Below are 21,709 nucleotides of genomic sequence, written 5' to 3' on the forward strand. Positions count from 1 at the left end.
CACGAATCTCGAATCCCCGCTTATGAGCAAACGCGATTACTACGAAGTGCTGGGCGTGGCCCGTGGCGCCAGCGACGAGGAGCTGAAGAAGGCATATCGGCGCTGTGCGATGAAGCACCACCCGGACCGCAATCCGGGCGACGCTGCTGCCGAGGCGGTGTTCAAGGAGTGCAAGCAAGCCTATGAAGTGTTGTCGGACGGCAACAAGCGACGCGCCTACGATGCGCATGGCCATGCTGCGTTCGAGCACGGCATGGGCGGTGGCGGTGGTGGGCCGGGTGGCCCGGACATGGGAGATATCTTTGGCGATATCTTCGGCAATATTTTCGGCGGTGGCGCCGCCGGTCCGCGCGCTGCGCGACGTGGCGCAGACGTCGGTTACGTACTGGAACTGGATCTGGAAGAAGCCGTCGCCGGCATCGAGCGACGCATCGAGATTCCGACCCTGATCGAATGCGAACCCTGCCATGGCAGCGGATCGGAAGACGGCAAGGTCGAAACCTGCGGCACCTGCCATGGGCGCGGCCAGGTCCGCATCCAGCGCGGCATCTTCGCCATGCAGCAGAGCTGCCCGCGTTGCGACGGCCGCGGCACGCTGATTCAGAACCCGTGCAATACCTGCCATGGCGCCGGTCGCGTGGAAGAAGACAAGGTGCTGTCGATCAAGGTGCCGGCCGGCGTGGATAGCGGCGACCGGATTCGTCTTGCAGGCGAGGGCGAGGCCGGCCCGGCCGGCACGCCGCCAGGCGATCTGTACGTGGAAGTGCGCGTGCGCGAGCATACGATCTTCCAGCGCGACGGCGACGATCTGCATTGCGAAGTGCCGATCCGTATTTCGCAGGCGGCGCTCGGCGACACCGTGCGTGTGGCGACGCTGGGTGGGGAGGCGGAAATCCGCATTCCGGCCGAAACCCAGACCGGCAAGCTGTTCCGTCTGCGCGGCAAGGGCGTGCGCTCGGTGCGCAGCCGCAGCGAAGGCGATCTGTACTGCCGTGTGGTGGTGGAAACGCCGGTGAACCTGACCGCCGATCAACGCGAGTTGCTGCAGCAATTCGAGTCAACCTTCACCGGTGAGGATGCGCGCAAGCATTCGCCCAAGTCGGCCACCTTCATCGATGGCGTCAAGGGTTTCTGGGACCGCATGACCTCGTAAGCGGCGTCTGCTTGTGCTGGAAAAGCGATCGACCTGAGCGCACTTACTCGCGGAAGCAGTCCCGCGAGAGGTGCCAGCAGAACAAAACCCTTCTCCGCTCGGGAGAAGGTGCCCGAAGGGCGGATGCGGGGAGGGTACGGCGCACCTATCGCCAACCAACGCCCGCCTGCAAGCGGCACCGTTGCAGTCTCCAGAAAACGCAGGTTACGCGGACAGCGCACAGCGCTGGATCCTCCAGCGCAGACTTGTGAAGCCGATCCACCTGAATGTCAGCATCGTTCGAAAGATCGCATCCAGCGCAGCGCGCAATACTCAACCTCGCCTCACTGCAGACACGCCACGCGCTAACGCTTTGCGGCGGATAATGACGTCCTGTTCTCACGACGGCACCTTCCATGAGCGATGCAACCGATAGCCACCTCGTCCACGGTCGCCGCCAGCGCCCGGATGGTCCTTCGCCAATCGATGTGATCTCGGTGCAATCGCAGTTGGTCTATGGCCATGCCGGCAATAGCGCGGCGATGCCGCCGCTGCGCGCGCTGGGGCTGCGTGTGGCGGAAGTCCCGACCACCCTGCTGAGCAATGCGCCGTTTTACGCGACCCTGCGCGGGCGCATCCTGCCGGCCGACTGGCTGGCCGATCTGTTGCTGGGCGCGAGCGAGCGCGGCCTGCCGCAGCGTGCGCGCATGCTGGTGTCTGGTTATTTCGGCAGCCTGGCCAACGGCGAAGCCTTCGCCGATTGGCTGGAGCAGACCTTGCCGCAGACGCCGCAGCTGCGCTACTGCCTGGACCCGGTGATTGGCGACACGCACACCGGCCCCTATGTGGAACCCGGGCTGGAGCGCGTCTTCGCCGAGCGATTGCTGCCGCATGCCTGGTTGGTCACACCCAACGCGTTCGAACTGGGCCGTTTGACAGGCATGCCGAGCCTGCAGCAGGACGACGCCATCGTCGCCGCACGCGCGTTGCTGGCGCGTGGGCCGCAGTGGGTGCTTGCGCATAGCGTGGCCGGCGCGGCCGGCGAGCTGGTCACCCTGGCGGTCAGCAACGAGGCGGTGTATCGCTGGGCGACACCGCATCTGCCGGTGGACGTGGCCGGTACCGGCGATGTGTTGATGGCCTTGCTGATCGGCTTTGTGCTGCGCGATGTGCCGTTCGATCAGGCGGTGGGGCACGCGCTCAGCGGCGTGCATAGCGCCTTGGAAGCGACCCTGGCGGCAGGTTTCGAAGAGTTCGACGTGCTGGCCGCGGCGCCTGCCGCGCTTGTCGCTGCACCGCGTTTTGCCGTCGAGCGATTGGCATGATTGCGCAGCCGGTGGTCGGCATCGTCGGCATCGCCGGCGCATACGGGCGCTGGTTGGCGCAGTTCCTGCGCTCACGCATGCAGCTGGAGGTGATCGGTTTCGATCCGGCCGATAATGGCAGCATGGACGAAGTCACGCTGGCGCAGCGTGCGGACGTGTTGGTGTTTTCTGCGCCGATTCGCCAGACCGCCGCGTTGATCGAGCGGTATGTGCAGCTGGCCGGCGCGCGCGCTGCGTCGCAGCTGTGGCTGGATGTCACCTCGATCAAGCAGGCGCCGGTCGCCGCGATGCTGGCGTCGCAGGCGGAAGTGGTCGGCCTGCATCCGATGACCGCACCGCCCAAATCGCCAACCTTGAAAGGGCGTGTCATGGTGGTCTGCGAAGCGCGGTTGCAGCACTGGTCGGCATGGGTGCAGAGCCTGTGCAGCGCGCTGCAAGCCGAGTGCGTGTACGCCACGCCCGAGCACCACGACCGGGTGATGGCGCTGGTGCAGGCCATGGTGCATGCCACGCATCTGGCGCAGGCCGGCACCTTGCGCGATTACGCGCCGCTACTGGGGCAGTTGCAGGCATTGATGCCGTATCGCTCGGCCTCGTTCGAGCTGGATACGGCGGTCATTGCGCGCATTCTCTCGCTCAACCCGTCGATCTACGAAGACATCCAGTTCGGTAACCCGTATGTCGGCGAAATGCTCGACCGGCTGTTGCTGCAATTGCAGCAGCTGCGCGCATTGGTGGCGCAAGGCGACGATGCGGCGCGTGCGCAATTCCGCAGCCAATTTCTGCATGACAACGCGCAGGCCTTGCAGCATGACGCGCTTGCAGCAGGCAATTACACCTATGAGCGCGTCGGCTATCTGCTGGCCGATCTCACCGAGCCGCTGACCCTCAGTGTGTATCTACCGGAAGACCAACCCGGTTCGCTGCGTGCGTTGCTGCATGTGTTCGAGCGGCACGGCGTGAACCTGTCGTCGATCCACTCATCGCGCACACCCGTAGGCGAGCTGCATTTCCGTATCGGTTTCGAACCGGGCAGCGATCGCGCTGCGCTGGCCCAGGCCGCTGGCGAGATCGATCGCAGTGGTATCGGGCGGGTGCTGGAGCGTTGCGACCGCGTTGATTAGCGATGCGAGTGCGTGCTTTGACGTGGCGCGTTCGGCATCGGCGGCATACGCGCACCTGGTGACCTGGTGCTACACGCGTCTGCGAGCAGACGTCCCCTGCATCACGTAGTCCGCACCTGATGTGGGCAGTTCCCACCTGAGTTGGCCATTTCATCCACACAGGGTGTGGATGAAACTTGCACAAGCATGTGGATAAATGCGCACAGCCCCTGCGTCGCAAGGCCTGTGCGGTGTGTGGTCAAAAATTGACCAACGTCGTCTCAGAGGGTGGAAAGGCGGAGTTCGCCGCCGTCGGTCACGAAACGCTGCCCCTGCCGCTGCAGATGGCGGCCGTCGGGAAGTTCGTAACGGGGCGCCGACTGCGCGGTCGTACGTGGCTGCTGCTCATCGCGGAATTCGATGATGACGTAAGGTTCGCCATCTGCGCCGATTGCGGGAAATTGCCGGAAAGACATGCGCACCTCCGAAAGATCCTGGGTTGCAGTGCAGATCGCGATGGATCGCACGACCGGCGCCGGGCCGGTAGGGCGAGCATGCGCACGCAGATGTTACCCAGGCGTCGTTGTGCAGTGATGCAAGCCCTGAGCTCGTCAGGCGGGTAGCGGCGATGGCTCATTGCCCGGCAAGGACCGATGCTCCAACCCTCAACGGCTCAGCTGCAACGCATCCCGGTCGGCGGTCGCGGCGGCCAATTCGGCACGCGCCGATGCAATGCGCGCCTGCGCATCGATCAGGCGCACGCGCGCATCGTTGGCGGTTTCCTCGCGCTGGTTGACCAGGAAAAAGTCACCCGATCCCAGTTCGAAGCGTCGGCGTTCGGCGGCGGCCAGGCGATCCGCCAGGCCGCGTTCCTCATCGGCGATCTTCGCCAGGCGTTCGGCGCCGTTGAGCGAGATCACGATCGATTCGACCTCGACTGAAATCTGGTCGCGCAGAAAACGGCTGCGCTGGTCCAGCGCTTCGATCTCGGCACGCGCTTCGGCCACACGGCCCTTGGCGGCGCGATTTTCCAGCGGCACACTGAAGCGGAAGCCGATGATGGCATCGGTCGGCGAGCGGTTGGGGCCGCCCACGCCGGGCACGCCCAGGTCCTTGCTGACTTCCACGCTGACATCCAGGCGCGGCTTCAGATCGTTCTGCGCCAGCATCAAGCGCGCGGTGGCCTGGTCGATGCGGGTGAGCACGGCGCGGTAATCCGGGCGCTCCACCGGCGCGGTGATCTTGCTTGCGCCGGCTAGCCCTTCCAACGCCGAGGTGTCGGCCGGCAGGCGCTCGGCGGACACGATCAGCGGCATGCCGGCGCCATCGCGCAGGTACAGCGACAAGGCGTTGGCGGCGTTGGCGAAATCCTGTTCCGAGCGCACCACCAGGGCGCGCCGACGGACCAGGTTCTGGTCATTTTCGGTCAGCAGAATGGTGGGGCGTGCACCCAGCGTCACCTGCCGCGAAATCGCGTTGCGGCGTTGCTCGGCCAGTTGCAGCAGGTCGTTGTAGGCACGCAACTTCAGCCCGGCCGCGACCCAGTTCTGGTACGCATCCACCGCGCGGCGCTGCACGCCGATGGCGACCATCTCGGCCTCGTACTGGGCCACGTTGATATCGGCGCTGGCAAGGCTGCGCTTGGTACGGCGTTCGTCGATCACGCGGTCGCGCAACAGCGCATACAGCGCGCCCACCTTCACTTCGCCGCCGCGGTCGGTGTAGGACTTGTCTTCGTACACCGGAAACGCACCGCGCGAGGAGCGATAGCCGCCGTAGTAGTAGCCGCCGTTTTCTTCGAACGGCCGCTTGGCACCGGTTTCGATCGTGCTGCCGTCGTAATAGCCGGCCTCGCGCGAGCGGCCTTCGATGTCGAAGACGGTGTCGAAGGCACCATCGGCCGAGACGCTCTTGCCTTCGGCCTGGCGCACCTTTGCCAGCGACTCGACGATCTGTGGCGCCGAACGTGCCGACGACTGCAGGACCTCATCCAGCGTCAGTGCCGCGGCCTGGGCAGCTGCCGCACCGGGGCAGAGTGCGATCAGCAGGACAACGAGACGGCCAATCATTTCTTGCCCGTCTCGTCGTCTTCGGACTTGGACGCGGCAGGCTTGGCCTTGCCGTCTTCCTGCGTGGCAGCGGCCGGGCGGCGGCCGAATTCCAGCGGGAAGTTATTGAGCTGGCGCCACAATTCGTAGCCCACCTTCACCGTTTCGCCCTGCACCCAGCCGCGCACTTTGCCGCCCTGGCGGGCGAACTCTAGCGCCGGCCAGGCCGGTTTGCCTGGCGCCGGTTCGACCAGGATGCGGAACAGGCCATCGGGCGCAGCATTAGGGTCGATGGCGCGCACGCGGCCGTCGAACATACCGTGCGCCACCGAGGGCCAGCCGCTGAACTGGATCGCCGGCCAGCCTTCGAACTCCAGCCGCACCGGGCGGCCGGCACGGATCAGCGGCACATCGCGGCCGTCGATGTATAGCTCCACTGCGCGTTCCACCCGCTCCGGCGCGATCACCGCCAGCACCGTGCCTGGCGAGACCATGGCGCTGCCGCTGGCGGCGTTGAGTTGCTGCACGCGGCCGTCGCGCGGTGCGCGCACCAGCTGTGCGGACTGGCGGTTCAACTGGATGTCGATACGGGTCAGCTTGGCGCGCGATTCGGCCAGCTTGGCATCGGCTTCGGCGACCTTGATCTGGGTGAGTTCAAAGTCGCGGCGGCCGGCCAGGCCTTCGGCAAGCAGCTGCCTGCTGCGCGCCACATCGATGCTGGCAACTGCGCGTGACTGCTGGATGGCGGTAATCTCCGCCGCCACCTGCGCGCGCTCGCTGGCCAGGCGGGCGAGCAGATCCGGGTCCAGATCGCCAACGCGGGCGATTGGGTCGCCCTTGGACACAAGCTGGCCATCGTGCACGTACCAGCGCTCGACCCGGCCGGGCACGAAGGCGGTGACTTGTTGCTGGCGATCGCCGGGATCGAGTGAGACCACCTGGCCCTTGCCACTGGCAGTCTGCACCCAGGGGGCGAACGCCAGGATGGACGCAGCGATGGCGACGCCGATCAGCAGCATCCACGCCAGCACGTTGGCGATGCTGGGCGGCCGCATGGACGCCAGGGTAGGGAAGTGCGCGATCCGGTCAGGGGCGTGCTGCATTGTCTGCCTCCTGGGTGGATGCGATCAGTTCGGCGCGGGTGGCGTAACGTTGCTGGCGCTCGGGCTCCAACCGGAACCAGCCATCCAGGGTGATGTCCTCCGGCCGGCCGGTGCACAGCAGGACCGTGGTTCCGGCCTCCTTCAAGTGGCGCAGCACCCGGGTCAGGCGCTCGGCGGGCAACAGGTCGTACAGCTGCGACAACATCAGCACGCGCGGGCGCACCAGCAGCGCGTTGGCCAGCTTCAGCGCCATCACCTCGCCGATCCACAGCGGGAAGCCGGAAGCAGCAAGCCGGGTGTCCAGGCCCTGCGGCAGCGCGGCGATGCGCGCGCGCAGCCCCACCGTGTCGATGGCTTCGAGCATCGCTTCGGACGTCACATCGGCCGAGGCCATCGCCAGGTATTCGCGAATGGTCACCTCCACGATGGTCGGGCGATCGAGCACAGTCACTTCCGAACGCAGCAGGTACATGTCGAAGGTGGCCATGTCGGCGCCGCCCACCATCACCAGCCCGCGCTCGGGCACCACGTGCCGCTTGAGCACCATCGCCAGCAAGCGCTCGGCGCCGCCGTCGGCCAGCGTTACCAGCTGCTCGCCGGCGGCCAGCGCGAAATCGAACCGCGCCCCTTCGATCACCACGCCATCCAGCCGCACCGCGCTGTTGCCGGGCGTCTTTCCCGGCGCCACCACGGCGCGCTCCTGCGGGATCGCGAACAGCAGCGACAGTTCTTCCGAACTTGCCACCAGATCGTAGAACGCGTCCATGTAGCCGCCCAGTTGCGAAATGCCGTAGAACACCGCACTCAGGATCAGCTCGGCCGCCACCAGCTGGCCGATCGACAATTCGCCGCGCAGGATCAGGCTGCCGCCCAGCGCCAGCAGCGCCGCGCTGGCCACCGCATAGGTCAGCAGGAACGCCACGGTCTGGGTGAAGGTGTAGCGGAAATGACGCCGATGCTGTGCAACGTAGGCGGCGGTCACCGCCTCGGAGCGGTCCATCGCGAAATTGAGGTGGCGGCTGGATTTGTAGAAGCCGTTGGAGCCGCCGACGCTTTCCAGCCAGTGTGCGGCATTGTGCTTGGCGTGGCTCAGCTCGACCGCGCTGCGGATCGAGCCGCGCGACCAGATCATCCAGATTGAAAAGATGATGAGCAGCAGCAACGCGTTGAAGCCCAGGAAAAACGGGTGGTAGAAGCTGGTGACGATCAGGCCCACCGCCGATTGCAGCACGATGGTGAAAGCGCCAACCGCCAGGCTGGGCACGGCTTTCTGCACCACCACCAGATCGAAGTAGCGGTTGAACACGTCGCCACGGTTCTGGTCGGCGAAGAACGGGTTCTGTGCGTGCACCGCACGCACGGTAATCTCGGCCACCACCCGCGCGAACAGGCGACGCTCGAACAACGCCATCATCCACACTCGCATGGCGCTCAGGCAGGTCATCAGCAGCAGCAACCCCAGCAACAGGCCCGACAGCGTCCACAGCGGGGCGGGCAGGGCGGTGTTGGTGACGCTGTTGATCAGCAACTGCACCGAGATGGGCGTGGCCAGCGACAGCAAGCTGATCGCAACGCCGTACACCATGGCAAGACGCACATACGGCATGTCTGGCCCGACGATTTCCGCCAGCCAGCTTGCCGCTTCCCGCCATCCGATCCGCTTGGCCGCCATTCGATATCCGTTGATGAGTTCAGTAAAGCATTGACGAGTTGCCGGCCTTGAACAAGGCTGCGGCGCTTATTCACCGCATAGGATTTTCCTATGCGGCCACCGCACGCAGCAGATTGGCGATCAAACCGAAGGCTGGCGCGCGACCGGCACCCTGCCGCCAGAGCAAACCGATCTCCCTATAGTAGCGCCCGCCTTTGATCGGCCGAACCACCACGTCGTCGCCTTCGCGGATTTCCTGGCGTACGTACAGGTCCGGGAGCAATGCAAGGCCCATGCCCATGCCGGCCATCTGACGGATCGCATCCAGGCTGGTGCCTTCGTAATCGCGCAGTACATGCGCGCCGACATCCATGGCGATCGCAGCGACCTGTTCTGCCAATCGGTATTCCGGCATCAAGGTCAACAGATTGGCGCCGCGCAGATCGGCCGGGGTGATGCAGGCCTTGGTACGCAGCGGGTGGTCGGCGGCCATGGTCACGTGCAGCGGTTCGCGGAACAGCCGCTCGCTATGCAGGCCGCGGCCGGCCACCGGCAGTTGCGCAAGAATCAGATCGTGCACGCCGCTGCCGAGGCCGGCGGCAAGCGCAGTGGGCAGTCCTTCGCGCACATGCACGCGCAGGGCCGGATGTTCGCGATGCAGGCGTGCAACCAGGCTGGGCATCAGATAGGCGCCGAGCGTGGGCGAGACGCCGAGCCGGATGGTGCCGATCAAGGTATCGGCGGCGGTGGCGCGCACTTCTTCCAGATCGGTGACATCGAGCAGGATGCTACGGGCGCGGTCGAGCAGGTCGCGACCCAGCGGGGTCGCGATCGCCTGTGCGCCGCGTTCGAACAGCGGCGCGCCGATGATGGCTTCCAAGGCGCGGATCTGTTGCGACAACGAGGGCTGCGAGACGCCCATCTGCTCGGCCGCGCGGGTGAAGCTGCCGGTGTCGGCCAGCGCGACGAAATAGCTCAGCTGGCGAAGCGTGGTCTTGGGGCGGGGCATGGGTCACATCGTTACGTCGGATTGCGTGGGAGCGCACGGCCGGCGTGGCCGGTGAGACAGGAAGGGCGCTGCGGGTGCCAGCACTGGCGGCGCAGCGTCAGGTGACCCTCATTGGTCAATGAACTGCAGCCGCGCGAGCTCCGCATACAGCCCGCCTTCGGCGATCAACTGCGCGTGGGTGCCCTGCGCGACGATGCGTCCGGCATCCATCACCACGATGCGGTCGGCCTTGAGCACGGTGGCCAGGCGATGCGCGATGACCAGGGTGGTGCGGCCTTCCATCAGCAGGTCCAGCGCCTGCTGCACCGCGCGTTCGCTCTGTGCGTCGAGTGCGCTGGTGGCTTCGTCCAGCAGCAGGAGCGGCGCATCCTTGAGCAGCGCCCGCGCAATCGCCACGCGTTGCTGTTGGCCACCGGACAGGCGCGTGCCGCGCTCGCCCAGTTCGCTGGCATAGCCCTGGGGCAGGGCACGGATGAAGACATCGGCTTCGGCCGCGGCGGCGGCCGCTTCCACTTCGGCGTCGCTGGCCTGCAGGCGGCCATAGCGAATGTTGTCGGCGGCGCTGGCGGCGAACAGCGTGGGCTGCTGCGGCACCAGCGCAATGCGTTCGCGCAGCAGTACCGGGTCGGTGTCGCGCAGGTCGATGTCGTCGATGCGCAGCTTGCCGCTGACCGGGTCGTGGAAGCGCAGCAGCATCGACAGCACCGTGCTCTTGCCGGCACCGGACGGACCGACCAGCGCCACGGTCTCGCCGGGGCTGACATGCAGGTCGAAGCCATCCAGCGCCGGTGCGTCCGGGCGCTGTGGATAATGGAATACCACCTGGTCGAAATGGATCGCGCCGCGCAGCGGCTGCGGCAAGACCTGCGGGGCGGCAGGCGCCACGATGGCCGGCTGCTCATCGAGCAATTCGCCCACCCGCCCCATGCCGCCGGCGGCACGTTGCAACTCGTTCCAGACTTCGGCCAGCGCGCCGACCGAGCCGCCGCCGATCAGCGCGTACAACACGAACTGGCCCAGCGTGCCGGGCGTCATGCGGCCAGCGATCACATCGTGCGCGCCCAGCCACAACACCGCGACGATCGCGCCGAAGATCAGCATGATCGCAACCGCAGTCACGGTGGCCTGGGTGCGGATGCGCACTTTTGCAGTGTCGATGGCGGCAAACAGCGCGGTACTGAAACGTTGGCTTTCGTAACGCTCGCGCGCATGCGCCTGCACGGTGCGCACCGCGCCCAGGGTTTCGGCTGCCAGCGTGTTGGCGTCGGCCACGCGGTCCTGGCTTGCGCGCGAAATCTTCTGCAGGCGGCGTGCGCCGAGCACGATCGGCAGCACCGCCAGCGGGATGCCGATCAAGGTGAAGCCGGCCAGGCGCGGGCTGGTGACGAACAGCATCACCACGCTGCCGATCACGGTGACCGAGCTGCGCAAGGCCACCGACATGGTGGTGCCGACCACCCCGCGCAGCAGTTCGCTGTCGGCCGACAGGCGCGACACCAGCTCGCCGCTGCGGCTGCGGTCATGAAACCCGGCGTCCAGCCCGATCAGGTGCGCGTACAACCGGCCGCGCAGGTCGGCGACCACTTTTTCGCCCAGCAGCGCGACGAAATAGAAACGCGCCGCAGTGGCCAATGCCAGCACCACCGCCACGGCGAACAGCAACGCAAACGCCTGGTTGATCTGCGAACCGCCGGAAAATCCGTGGTCGATCATCCGCTTGACCGCGGCGGGCAGGCTCAATGTGGCGGCCGAGGAAATCGCCAGCGCGATCAGCCAGGCGGCGAACAGGCCGCGCTGGCGTTGCACGAATGGCCACAAGGTGCGCAGGCTGCCCAGCTTCCGCAACGGGTTGGGACGTGCAGCGGCTGGCTGGGTCATGCGGCTTCCGGGGTTGAGAGATGGACACGATTGCGAGTGGCGTCGCACAGGCGGCTTTTCAAGCCGGCGAGCTGATCTGCAGGCAGTTGCACCCACAATGCGGCACCGGTGGCGTCGAACTGTTCGTCCAGTTTTTCGGCATGAAAGGCCGTCAGCGCGGCGTGCACCAGGCCCAGATCGTCGAACCGGCACTGCAGCTGGACCTGCGACAACGCCACCAATGGCTGTCGCCTCGCCAGCCGCAGGCACTCGGCCGCGGTCCCGCCGTAGGCGCGCACCAGTCCGCCGGCACCGAGCTTGATGCCGCCATACCAGCGCGTGACCACGACCACCACCCGATCGAAGTCCTGGCCGTCGATCGCCGCCAAAATCGGCCGGCCAGCCGTGCCGCTCGGCTCGCCATCGTCGCTGGAGCGGTAGTCCTGCCCGAACCGGTAAGCCCAGCAGTTATGCGTGGCATCCGGCACCGCCACGCGCTGCACGATCTCCAGCGCATGTGCGGGAGCGTCCAGTGCGGCAGCGCGGGCCAGAAAGCGACTGTGCTTGATGTCCAGGCTGTGGTGCGCGTCAGCGGCGAGGGTATCGAGCATCGCCGCCATTCTATGCGAGGCAGTGACGCCGATTGCCGCAGCCGTCGTGATTGCGGTTACAAGCTCGCAGATCGGTGCGATGTTGGGTGCTGGTGCTGGTGCTGTGGTGGTTCTGCAGTGGCACTGCGACACGCGGGGGTGCTGGCCGGCACCGCGTGTGCGCATGCCGCTGCGGTGACGCGCGCAGGGCTTGCATCCGCGCGCTGTCGCACTGCCACCGGCTGGCAGCGCACACCAGAAGCTTGCCGGCTGACGTTTACACCAGGGTGGAGCGGCGCTTTTCGTCGATCCACTTGGAGGCCTGCGCCGGGGTGTAGTGCTGCATCCATTCGAGCATCTGCTCCATATCGGCGCCGTACCACAGGTCGGCGCGCTGGTCCGGATGCAGGAAGCGCTCTTCCACCATGCGATCGATCATGCCGATCAGCGGTGCGTAGAACCCTTCGATATCCAGGAACGCGCAGGGCTTGTTGCCGATGCCGAGCTGGCGCCAGGTCAGCATTTCGAAGATCTCTTCCATGGTGCCGAAGCCGCCGGGCAGGGCGACGAAGGCATCGGACAGCTCGAACATGCGCATCTTGCGCTCATGCATGGAACCGACGATTTCCAGCGTGGTCAGCCCGCGGTGCGCCACTTCCCAATCGGCCAGCTGCTGCGGAATCACCCCGGTCACTTCGCCACCGGCTGCCAGCACCGCATTGGCCACGGTGCCCATCAAGCCCACATTGCCTCCGCCATAGACCAGCCGCAGGCCTTGTTGTGCAATGCGCTGACCCAGCACCGTGGCGCGCTCGACATAGGCGGGTTTGTTGCCGGCATTGGAGCCGCAGTAGACGCAGATGCTTTTCATGGGATTCGGGAGTCGGGAGTGGGGATTGGTAAAAGCGAGGCAGCGCTGTTGATTGCAGGTGATGCCATCGGCAGGGGGCGCGCTGATTTGTTTGAGTTCTTGCCTGGCTTGAAAAACATAACGCCGGGTTTTCACCCGGCGCCATGTCATTGCCGGAGAGGGCTGGGACGGAGAGCCGCAGTTGCGAATCCCCACTCCCGCATCCACCAATCCCGGTTAGTTAGCCTTATGAATCGCGCGCTTGCTCACCGCCATCGCGGCATCGTGGATTGCTTCGGACAGCGTCGGATGCGCGTGGCAGATGCGGGCCAGATCGTCGGCCGAGCCGTTGAATTCCATGGTCAGCACACCTTCGTGCACCAGCTCGGAGACGCCCACGCCCACCAGGTGCATACCCAGCACGCGGTCGGTTTCGGCATCGGCAATCACCTTGACGAAGCCGGCCGGCTCGCCCATGGCCACCGCACGGCCGATCGCCGCGAACGGGAAGCTGCCGGCCTTGTAGGCGACGCCTTCGGCCTTGAGCTGCTGCTCGGTCTTGCCGACCCAGGCAATCTCCGGCTCGGTGTAGATGACCCACGGGATGGTGTCGAAATTGACGTGACCCGGCAGCCCGGCAATCAGTTCGGCCACCGCGATGCCTTCCTCGAAGCCCTTGTGCGCCAGCATCGGGCCGCGCACGCAGTCGCCGACCGCCCACACACCATCGACGCCGGTGTGGCAATGCCCGTCCACTTCGATCTGGCCACGCTCGTTGAGCTTGACGCCGGTGCCTTCGGCCAGCAGGTTCTTGGTTGCCGCCCTGCGGCCCACGGCCACCAGCAACTTGTCCACGGTCAGGGTCTGCTCGCCGGCTGCGTCGGTGTAGCTGACAACCACCTGCTTGGCATCGCCGCTGCCGGTGATCTCGGTCTTGCTGACCTTGGCGCCGAGCTTGATGTCCAGGCCCTGCTTCCTGAATTCCTTCAAGGCAGTCTTGGCGACTTCTGCATCGGCCAGCGCCAGGAAGTCCGGCAGCGCTTCGAGGATGGTGACCTCGGCGCCCAGACGCTTCCACACGCTGCCCAGTTCCAGGCCGATCACGCCGGCGCCGATCACCGCCATGCGCTTGGGCACGGCGGTGAAGTCCAGGCCGCCGACGTTGTCGACGATGGTGTCGCCTTCGAACTTGGCGAACGGCAGTTCGATGGACTCCGAGCCCGGCGCCAGGATCACATTGGTGCCCTTGAGCTCGATCTCGCCGCCTTCGTGCTGGGCGACCTTGACGATGTTGCCCGGCAGCAGCTGGCCGAAGCCGTAGTACGGGGTGATCTTGTTGGCCTTGAACAGCATCGCGATGCCGCCGGTGAACTGCTTCACGATCTTGTCCTTGCGGCCGATCATGGTGGGCACGTCCATCTTGGCGTCGTTGAAGCTGATGCCGTGGTCGCCGAACAGGTGGCCCATGTTCCAGAACTGGCGCGAGGAATCCAGCAGCGCCTTGGACGGGATGCAGCCCACGCGCAGGCAGGTACCGCCCAGGGCGGGCTTGCCGTCCTTGCCCAGTGCCGCGTCGATGCAGGCGACCTTCATGCCCAACTGGGCCGCGCGGATGGCGGCGTGATAACCGGCCGGACCGGCACCGATGACGACGACGTCGTAGTTTTCAGCCATTTCTAGAGTCCTTTGCCTTTCCCTTCTCTTGTCGGGAGAAGGTGGCGCGTAGCGCCGGATGAGGGTGCGCTGTGGTCGCCTGCCCGGTATTCCCGATGTGAAGCGAGCCACTGCGAAATGGGGTTAGTGAACAGCCGATCGTTCGCCTCTGTGGCTCGCTGCGGCTCGTTCTTCATTGTCGAGTCGGACGCAGTTGCCTGGCGCCCCCAAACCCCTCTCCCGTCGGGAGAGCGGCTTTGAGGCTTACAGGCCGAACAGCATGCGGCCCGGGTTTTCCAGCTGATTCTTGATGTCCACCAGGAACTGCACCGAGTCCTTGCCGTCGATGATGCGGTGGTCGTAGGACAGCGCCAGATACATCATCGGCGCGATCACGACCTGGCCGTTCTCGGCGATCGGACGTTCCTTGATCGCGTGCATGCCCAGGATGGCGCTTTGCGGCGGGTTGATGATCGGGGTGGACAGCAGCGAGCCGAAGGTGCCGCCATTGGTGATGGTGAAGGTGCCGCCCTGCAGATCGTCCAGGCCCAGCTTGCCGGCGCGCGCCTTGGCGGCGTAATCGGCGATGCCTTGTTCGACTTCTGCAAACGACTGGCGCTCCACGTTACGCAGCACCGGCGTGACCAGGCCCTTTTCGGTCGACACCGCAATCGAGATGTCGCTGTAGCCGTGATAGATGATGTCGTCGCCGTCGATCGAGGCGTTGACCAGCGGGAAGCGCTGCAGCGCGTTGGCGGCGGCCTTGACGAAGAAGCTCATGAAACCGAGCTTGATGCCGTGCGCCTTCTGGAATTCGTCCTGCAGCTCCTTGCGTGCGGCCGACACCTTGGCGAGGTTGACCTCGTTGAAGGTGGTCAGCATTGCGGTGGAGTTCTTCGACTCCATCAGACGCTTGGCGATGGTCTTGCGCACGCGGGTCATCGCCACGCGCTCTTCTGGACGGGCGCCGGAGGCCTTGCCCACGCCGCCGGCCTTCGCAAAGTTGACGATGTCTTCCTTGGTCACCGCGCCGCGACGGCCGGTACCTTCGACCTGCGACGGATCCACGCCCTGGGTGATCGCGGAGAAACGCGCACCCGGCGGCAGCGAATCTGCGGCGGACTTGGACGCAGGTGCAGGTGCCGCGGCAGCAGCCGGTGCCGGCGCAGCAGCAGGCGCTGGCACAGCAGCGGCCGGTGCGTCGGCCTTCTTCTCTGCAGCCGGCGCCGCAGCGGCCACGGCGCCTTCTTCGATGATCGCCAGAATCTGGTTGCTGGTGACCGTGCTGCCGGCTTCGAACTTGATTTCCTTCAACACGCCGTCGACCGGCGAAGGAACTTCCAACACGACCTTGTCGGTTTCCAGGTCGACCAGATTCTCGTCGCGCTTGACCGCTTCACCGGCCTTCTTGTGCCAGCTGGCGATGGTGGCGTCGGAAACGGATTCGGGCAGTACCGGAACTTTGACTTCGGTGGCCATTCGGGGAGCGTCCTAGTGTGTGCGTTCTTAGGGGAAGAGGAGTTATTCAGCGACTTGGTCGTTGAACGGATTGAGCAGCGCATCGGCAACCAGCTTCTGCTGTTCGACGATGTGGTCGGCCATGTGGCCGGCGGCAGGCGAGGGCGAACGGGCACGGCCGGCGTAATGCAGGCTCTGGCCGCTGGCCAGGCAGAAGTTCAGGTGGTGGCGGATCTGGTACCACGCACCCTGGTTCTGCGGCTCTTCCTGGCACCACACCACATCGGTAGCGTTGGCATAGGCCTTGAGCTCGGCGGCCAGCCGCGCACGCGGGAACGGATACAGCTGCTCGATACGCACGATGGCGACATCGTCCTGGCCGCGCTTGGTCTGGTCTTCGAGCAGGTCGTAATAGACCTTGCCCGAGCACAGCACCACGCGCTTGACCTTGCCGGCATCGGCCTTGGCGTCGGGAATCAGATGCTGGAACTCGCCTTCGGCCAGTTCTTCCAGGCTCGACACCGCCAGCTTGTGGCGCAGCAACGACTTTGGCGTCATCACCACCAGCGGCTTGCGGGTGGTCATGCGCATCTGGCGGCGGATCATGTGGAAGCACTGCGCCGGGGTGGTCGGCACGCACACCAGCATGTTTTCCAGCGCGCACAACTGCAGGAAGCGCTCCAGGCGTGCGGAGCTGTGCTCCGGGCCTTGCCCTTCGTAACCATGCGGCAGGAACAGCGACAGGCCCGCGATGCGGCCCCACTTGGCTTCACCGGCAGCGATGAACTGGTCGATCACCACCTGCGCGCCGTTGGCGAAGTCGCCGAACTGCGCTTCCCAGATGCACAGCGCATTCGGGTCGGTGGTGGAATAGCCGTACTCGAAACCCATCACCGCTTCTTCGCTGAGCAGAGAATCGATAATGGTGGCGTCTTCCGGGTTTTCGACCAGCTGGCGCAGCGGCAGGTAGTAGTTGTCGGTCTTCTGGTCATGCAGGATCGCGTGACGGTGGAAGAACGTGCCGCGACCGGCGTCCTGGCCGACCAGACGCAGCTTGTGGCCTTCGGCCAGCAGCGTGGCGTAGGCCAGATTTTCGGCAAAGCCCCAGTCGCCCAGCTGATCGCCGGCGGCCATCTTGACGCGGTCGTCGTAGATCTTGGCGACGCGGGCGTGCAGCTCGACGCCTTCGGGAATGGTGGTGATCAGCTTGGCCAGACGATCCAGCTGTTCGCGCTTGACGCGCGTGTCCACCGGATCGGCAGCGGTGCCGACCAGATACTTGGACCAGTCGATGGCGAATTCGTCCGGCTTGCGCTTGGCCAATTCGGTGGTGTACTCGCCCGAATCCAGCTTGTTGCGGTAGCCGTCCACCAGCGCCTTGGCCTCGTCGGCGCTCAGCACGCCGTCGCTTTCCAGCTTGGCGGCGTAGAGCTCGCGGGTGGTCTTGTGCTTGCGGATGGTCTGGTACATCACCGGCTGGGTCGCTGCCGGTTCGTCGGCTTCGTTATGGCCCCAACGGCGGTAGCAGACCAGGTCGATGACCACGTCCTTCTTGAACTGCTGGCGGAATTCATAGGCCAGCGTGGACACGAACATCACCGCGTCCGGGTCGTCGCCATTCACGTGGAAGACCGGCGCGCCAATCATCTTGGCCACGTCGGTGCAGTACAGCGTGGAGCGGGCGTCGTCGCGGGTGCTGGTGGTGAAGCCGATCTGGTTGTTGATGACGATGTGCACGGTGCCGCCAACGGCAAAGCCACGTGCCTGCGACATCTGGAACAGCTCCATCACCACGCCCTGGCCGGCGAATGCCGCGTCGCCATGGATCAGGATCGGCAACACGGTCTTGCGTTCGGCATCGCCGAAGCGCTCCTGGCGCGAGCGCACGCTGCCAACCACGACCGGGTCGACGATTTCAAGGTGCGAGGGGTTGAACGCCAGCGCCAGATGCACCTGGTTGCTGTCGCCCACGGCGATATCGGCCGAGAAGCCCATGTGGTACTTGACGTCGCCGGTGTGCGCGCGGTCGTCGTGGGCGTGCTCGAACTTGCCTTCGAATTCGTCGAACAGCTTGCGCGGGTTCTTGCCCAGCGTGTTGACCAACACGTTGAGGCGGCCGCGGTGGGCCATGCCGATCACGATGTCCTTGACCTGGTCCTTGCCGGACTGGTGGATGATCGCGTCCATCATCGGAATCAAGGCATCGCCGCCTTCCAGCGAGAAGCGCTTCTGGCCGACATACTTGGTGTGCAGGTAGCGCTCCAGGCCTTCGGCGGCGGTGAGCCGTTCCAGGGTGCGCTTGCGGCTGGCCGCATCGCCTGCGATCTTGCCGCCGGCATCTTCCAGGCGCTTGTAGATCCACTGGCGCTGGTCGAATTCCTGGATATGCATGAACTCTGCGCCGATGCTGCTGGCGTAGGTCGCCTTCAGGCGGGCCAGCAGATCCTTCAGCTTCATCCGCGGCTGGCCGCCGACACCGCCGGTGCTGAACTCGCTTTCCAGATCCGCCTGCGAGAGGCTGTGGAACGGCAGGTCCAGATCGGGCGGGTTGACCGGCGGGGTCAAGCCCAGCGGGTCGAGCTGCGCGCCAAGGTGGCCACGCGCGCGGTAGGCGGTGATCAGGCGGCCGACATTGCGCTCGCGCTCGTCGCTGGCGCCCGCACCGGTTCCGGCGTGGGCTGCTTGCCTGGAGGCAGTGAGAATGTGGGCAATGGCTGCCGAGTGCGGTACATCACCGGCACCGCGACCTTCGAAGCCATCGAAGTAGCTCTTCCACTTCGGATCGACACTGTCCGGGGCGACGAGGTACTGCTCGTACAGATCCTCGATATAGGCGGCGTTGCCGCCGGCGAGCTGCGATGACTGCGCGAACTGCTTTAGGAGATTATCCACGATGGTAAGTCGGGTCTGCTGTGGGGATGATTGTGCGGAAGCGGCAGGGCGAGATGCCCTATCGGTCGGTATCAAATCTCGAAAAATTATACCCCCTTGCGCTAGTCAGGGGGCGTCTGCAAGCTGACCGGCGGGGTAGACCAATTGCGTTCGGCCTACGTGCGAAGGGCGCTGCGGCATCAGATGCCGAGCACGCGCGGCTCGTTCCAAAGCGCGCTGCGCTCCCATATCTGCGCGAATTCGCGCTCCAGCTGGCGACTGCGGGCTGCACCGGACAACCAGGTCTCGCCATCATCGAAACGATGACCTGTTGGACGAAAGTAGTAGGCGTCGTCGCCGACCACATATGCCGACGCATAGCTGGTATCGACAGGATCGCTGACGGCGCGGAACCGGAACACGCTGGGCAGGCGCTGGGCCAGACGCAACATCGCGCTGCTGCCGGCAGCGGCGCCGGCGGTGTCCTGCACCAGCACCTGCACGCGTTTGTCGTGACGGGCGGTGGCGAAGCGGCGCAGCGCATCGAGGACGGTGGGGTTGTCGAACAGCGGCGGGTCCAGCGCCCGGGTGTAGATCAGCACCTGGCGGCGCGCGGCGCACAGCAGCCCGGTGGTGGCGGCCAGGGCTGCGGCCAGGGTGTCGACTGCCATCGGTCCATCGAGGCGGCGCTGCATGGCGATGCCGGGCACATCGCGCATCAATGCGATGGGCGCCGACAGGGAATCTGGGGTGGCGTCAGGCAAAAAGCCCAGGCGCGCGAACACGGCCTGGGCACTGGGGGTGACGTGGGCATGCAGGCTGGGCCAGCCGTGCCGCCGGGCCGTTTCGATGGCGGCAGCGAGCAGTGGATCCGCCAGCCCGCGGCGGCGCCAGTCGGGCAGAACGCCGAGCCGGTCGAGACGACGGTCGGCGGTCAGCCGCACCGAGGCGACCAGCTGGCCTTCGACGCGCGTGGCCAGGTGCAGGCTGAGCGGGTCCAGTGCGTCCCAGTCGGCATCGCCGGTGTCGCCAGCGCTGCCGGTGACGCAGGCCAGCCGCAGCGCACGCAGCGCCGCGGCGTCGGAGGCCGGGTGCAGCGTGACGATCTGCGGGCTGGCGTGCGGGCTCATGCCGGTTTGCTGGCGTGGTCGCTGTCGTCGGAATCGGTACTGTCGGCGATGTCGCTGTCGTCGTCCTGCTCGGCGTCGGCGTCGCTTTCGACAGCGCTATCCTGCGCGGCATCCAGCACTTCTGCCGGGGTGTCGGCGTCGTCGGCGACCTGTTCGACATCGGCGTCGGCATCGATCTGGCCGTCCGCTTCCGGTGCGTCGTCCTCGGCCTCTTCGTGGTCGTGGCCGGCCGACACGCTCAGCGCGTGGTCGTCGTCGGCGACGTCCCCGCCGGCGTCTTCGTGGGCGCGCTGGTAGTGGCCCTGGGCCAGCAGTTCCAGCACCACCTCGCGGCCGCGAACCGACAGCTGGGCGTACAGCGCGCCGTCGATCTCTTCGGCTGCCGCCAGACGGGACGCGTCCTTGGCCGACAGCGCAAACTCCAGACCGCTGCAAAACAGCGTGGCGCCGCGTTTGGCACGCCGCCAGGCCAGCCGCGACCACGGGTGGCGGTGCAGCAGCACGCCTTCTTCCAGCGCTTGTTCCACCGCTTCGCGCGGGATCGGCTCGGGCGCGGGCACCACGTCGCCGGAGGCGCGGTAGGTGGTCATGAAGCGGCCGAACCAGTCGCCCAGGCGATCGGGGTCGTTCATGCGCAGCGCGTTGAGCGCTTCGACCACCCGGTTCATCGCGGTAACGTCGATCTCGTACGGGTCGGCCGGCACCTTGAGGTCTTCATCGTGATAGCGCACGGCCTCGTCGGTATCGGCGATCAAGGTGTCCAGGTAATCGCCGATCAGCTCGGCCGAAGACGGCGCACGCGTGCCGATGGAGAATGTCAGGCAGGCGTCTTCTGCCACGCCGTGGTGCGGGACCAGTGGCGGCAGATACAGCATGTCGCCCGGGCCCAGCACCCAGTCATGGGTGGGCTTGAAGGTGCTGAGCAGCTTGAGCTCGACATCGTCGCGGAATGCCAGCGGCGTGGCCTTGCGGCCCTGAGCGGCGCGCGCGTCGATCTGCCAGCGGCGGTGGCCCTGGCCCTGCAGCAGGAACACGTCGTAATGGTCGACGTGCGCACCCACCGAACCGCCGGTGGCGGCGAAGCTGATCATGATGTCGTCGATGCGCCAGCGCGGCAGGAAGCGGAACTGTTCCAGCAGGGCACGCACGTCGGCGTCCCATTTATCCACGTCCTGCACCAGCAAGGTCCAGTCGTGGTCGGGCAGGCCGGGGAAATCGGTTTCCTGGAACGGGCCGGTACGCACATCCCAGCTGTCGGTGGCGCGGTCGTGGCTGATCAGGCGTGCCAGCACGCCGTCTTCGCAGGCCAGCCCGGCCAGGTCTTCCGGCTGCAGCGGCGAGGCGAAGTCCGCGAAGGCATTGCGGATCAGCAGCGGGTGCTTGTGCCAGTAATTGCGCAGAAAGCGTTCGACCGGCATGCCCAACGGCTGGCCCGGGCGGGCCTGGACTTCGATGACGGGAGGGTTTGCCTTGCGTGCAGCCATGGGGGGTCCTTGCAGGGATCGATGGGAAACTGGGAGCGCGGGCAGGGCCGGCGCGACTGCCGCTATTGTCCGATGCTTGCGCCGGATCTGCACCTGCGCTTGGGGCGACAACAGGCAGGGCTTCAGGGACGTGGTGAATTCGGCCTGTGCGGTGCGGATGACTGCGGGCGGCTGTCGGTCACATCACAACGCTACAACGCTGCGGCGCCATGCAGCCCGCACGGTGGCCGGGTGCCCGCCCGTGCCGTGACGCAAGGGCGGGTGTCCGATGGCACATGAGCGCGCCGCATCAGGAGCCCGATACTGGGGCACCGCAGCGGCGTACGCGCTGCTTTCGACAAAGAACTGACAGATGCGTCGTTGGAAACCGGGTGCATTGTTGCTGACCGCCGTGCTGAGCATCAGCGGTGCGGTGCAGGCAGCGGAACAGAAGGGGTGATTCGGT

The 21,709-nt window shown here is 65.9% G+C and carries 16 protein-coding genes; 3 read left to right on the forward strand and 13 right to left on the reverse strand.

Features of this window, described 5'->3' with window-relative positions; translation table 11 throughout:
* Window positions 1–22: 22 nt before the first annotated feature.
* From dnaJ to A7D16_RS18725, 3 genes are all read left to right on the forward strand, one after another.
* Window positions 23–1,153, forward strand: a complete 1,131-nt coding sequence (gene dnaJ / locus A7D16_RS18715) for a molecular chaperone DnaJ (protein WP_064634744.1) — start codon at window positions 23–25, stop codon at window positions 1,151–1,153.
* Window positions 1,154–1,548: 395 nt separating this feature from the next.
* The gene (gene pdxY, locus A7D16_RS18720) at window positions 1,549–2,457 is read left to right on the forward strand and encodes a pyridoxal kinase (RefSeq protein WP_064634745.1); all 909 of its coding nucleotides are present in this window, start codon (window positions 1,549–1,551) and stop codon (window positions 2,455–2,457) included.
* Complete coding sequence (locus A7D16_RS18725; protein ID WP_064634746.1) at window positions 2,454–3,581, forward strand: prephenate dehydrogenase; 1,128 nt, start codon at window positions 2,454–2,456, stop codon at window positions 3,579–3,581. Before pdxY ends, A7D16_RS18725 begins: the two co-directional genes overlap by 4 nt.
* 260 nt (window positions 3,582–3,841) lie before the next feature.
* On the opposite strand, the gene A7D16_RS18730 is transcribed toward A7D16_RS18725, so the two are convergent.
* The 13 genes from A7D16_RS18730 to A7D16_RS18790 all read right to left on the reverse strand — a co-directional run bounded on the left by A7D16_RS18730 (window position 3,842) and on the right by A7D16_RS18790 (window position 21,264).
* Entirely contained in the window at window positions 3,842–4,036 is a 195-nt protein-coding gene (locus A7D16_RS18730; RefSeq protein WP_064634747.1) for a hypothetical protein, read from the reverse strand.
* Between the two features lie 189 nt (window positions 4,037–4,225).
* Window positions 4,226–5,629 (reverse strand): TolC family protein, encoded by a 1,404-nt coding sequence (locus tag A7D16_RS18735; protein WP_064634748.1) that lies wholly within the window; start codon window positions 5,627–5,629, stop codon window positions 4,226–4,228.
* Window positions 5,626–6,711, reverse strand: a complete 1,086-nt coding sequence (locus tag A7D16_RS18740; protein ID WP_064634749.1) for an efflux RND transporter periplasmic adaptor subunit — start codon at window positions 6,709–6,711, stop codon at window positions 5,626–5,628. Before A7D16_RS18740 ends, A7D16_RS18735 begins: the two co-directional genes overlap by 4 nt.
* Window positions 6,695–8,383 carry an ABC transporter transmembrane domain-containing protein gene (locus A7D16_RS18745; protein ID WP_064634750.1) on the reverse strand — a complete coding sequence of 563 codons (1,689 nt, stop codon included), beginning with the start codon at window positions 8,381–8,383 and terminating at the stop codon, window positions 6,695–6,697. Before A7D16_RS18745 ends, A7D16_RS18740 begins: the two co-directional genes overlap by 17 nt.
* A gap of 88 nt (window positions 8,384–8,471) precedes the next feature.
* A complete protein-coding gene (locus tag A7D16_RS18750) occupies window positions 8,472–9,371 on the reverse strand; it encodes a hydrogen peroxide-inducible genes activator (protein ID WP_064634751.1) in 900 nt (299 codons plus the stop codon).
* Between the two features lie 108 nt (window positions 9,372–9,479).
* Window positions 9,480–11,249 (reverse strand): ABC transporter transmembrane domain-containing protein, encoded by a 1,770-nt coding sequence (locus A7D16_RS18755; protein ID WP_064634752.1) that lies wholly within the window; start codon window positions 11,247–11,249, stop codon window positions 9,480–9,482.
* Window positions 11,246–11,848 carry an IMPACT family protein gene (locus tag A7D16_RS18760; protein ID WP_064634753.1) on the reverse strand — a complete coding sequence of 201 codons (603 nt, stop codon included), beginning with the start codon at window positions 11,846–11,848 and terminating at the stop codon, window positions 11,246–11,248. Before A7D16_RS18760 ends, A7D16_RS18755 begins: the two co-directional genes overlap by 4 nt.
* 247 nt (window positions 11,849–12,095) lie before the next feature.
* Window positions 12,096–12,689 (reverse strand): LOG family protein, encoded by a 594-nt coding sequence (locus A7D16_RS18765; protein ID WP_064634754.1) that lies wholly within the window; start codon window positions 12,687–12,689, stop codon window positions 12,096–12,098.
* A gap of 216 nt (window positions 12,690–12,905) precedes the next feature.
* Window positions 12,906–14,342, reverse strand: a complete 1,437-nt coding sequence (lpdA, locus tag A7D16_RS18770) for a dihydrolipoyl dehydrogenase (protein ID WP_064634755.1) — start codon at window positions 14,340–14,342, stop codon at window positions 12,906–12,908.
* Between the two features lie 243 nt (window positions 14,343–14,585).
* A complete protein-coding gene (sucB, locus tag A7D16_RS18775; protein ID WP_064634756.1) occupies window positions 14,586–15,800 on the reverse strand; it encodes a dihydrolipoyllysine-residue succinyltransferase in 1,215 nt (404 codons plus the stop codon).
* A 42-nt stretch (window positions 15,801–15,842) separates the two neighbouring features.
* Entirely contained in the window at window positions 15,843–18,671 is a 2,829-nt protein-coding gene (locus A7D16_RS18780; RefSeq protein ID WP_064634757.1) for a 2-oxoglutarate dehydrogenase E1 component, read from the reverse strand.
* Between the two features lie 179 nt (window positions 18,672–18,850).
* Entirely contained in the window at window positions 18,851–19,780 is a 930-nt protein-coding gene (locus tag A7D16_RS18785; RefSeq protein ID WP_064634758.1) for a GNAT family N-acetyltransferase, read from the reverse strand.
* Entirely contained in the window at window positions 19,777–21,264 is a 1,488-nt protein-coding gene (locus A7D16_RS18790) for a ribosomal protein uL16 3-hydroxylase (RefSeq protein ID WP_064634759.1), read from the reverse strand. The genes A7D16_RS18785 and A7D16_RS18790 overlap by 4 nt, the downstream gene beginning before the upstream one ends.
* Between the last annotated feature and the right edge of the window lie 445 nt (window positions 21,265–21,709).

The organism is Xanthomonas nasturtii, assembly GCF_001660815.1.
GTDB classification, from domain to species: Bacteria; Pseudomonadota; Gammaproteobacteria; order Xanthomonadales; family Xanthomonadaceae; genus Xanthomonas; species Xanthomonas nasturtii.